Annotated in this window: 1 protein-coding gene; it reads right to left on the reverse strand. The window is 33.3% G+C overall.

The window, feature by feature from the left end; translation table 11 throughout:
- Nucleotides 1–131 precede the first annotated feature (131 nt).
- Entirely contained in the window at nt 132–608 is a 477-nt protein-coding gene (gene tnpA, locus D9V42_RS14775) for an IS200/IS605 family transposase (protein ID WP_122065558.1), read from the reverse strand.
- Between the last annotated feature and the right edge of the window lie 35 nt (nt 609–643).

Genomic DNA, 643 nt, shown 5'->3' on the forward strand with positions numbered 1-643 from the left:
AATCAAAACCACCCGTATAACGGGTGGTTTGCTCTGCGGCTATAAGCCTTTTTTACTGACCAGCCCTGATAAGGGCTCTGAGAAGATCAGCCATATGTACTACTTTCCCAGCAACCCTTAAAAGGGTTGTTTTATTTTTTCTTCCTAATTTCTTCACCAGTAAAAGGATCTATATACTCAACAAGTGTTAATTGCTCTGCAACGATATCCTCTTGTAATTGATTACGAATATAATTTTCTATGACTTTTTTATTTCTTCCAACTGTATCAACGTAAAACCCTTTACACCAAAATTTTCTATTACCATATCTATATTTTAAATGTGCATGTCTATCAAAAATCAACAAACTACTCTTTCCTTTTAAATATCCTACAAATTGCGAAACGCTTAATTTTGGCGGGATACTAACTAACATATGAATGTGATCTTTACATGCTTCAGCTTCAATAATTTCTACGCCTTTTCTTTCACACAACTGTCTCAATATTACTCCAATATCTTTCTTTATTTTTCCATATATAATTTGTCTTCTATATTTAGGAGCGAAGACAATGTGATACTTACAATTCCATTTTGTATGTGCTAAACTATTTGTGTCTGATGACATAAGTTGCATCTCCTCGTGTTGTTTATTTTGGTTGG

It is taken from the genome of Staphylococcus pseudoxylosus, assembly GCF_003697915.1.
In the GTDB taxonomy this organism is placed as follows: Bacteria; Bacillota; Bacilli; order Staphylococcales; family Staphylococcaceae; genus Staphylococcus; species Staphylococcus pseudoxylosus.

Coding starts and splice junctions, on each gene's coding strand:
- tnpA (WP_122065558.1), bottom strand. CDS start 608: ATGTCATCAGACACAAATAGTTTAGCACATACAAAATGGAATTGTAAG.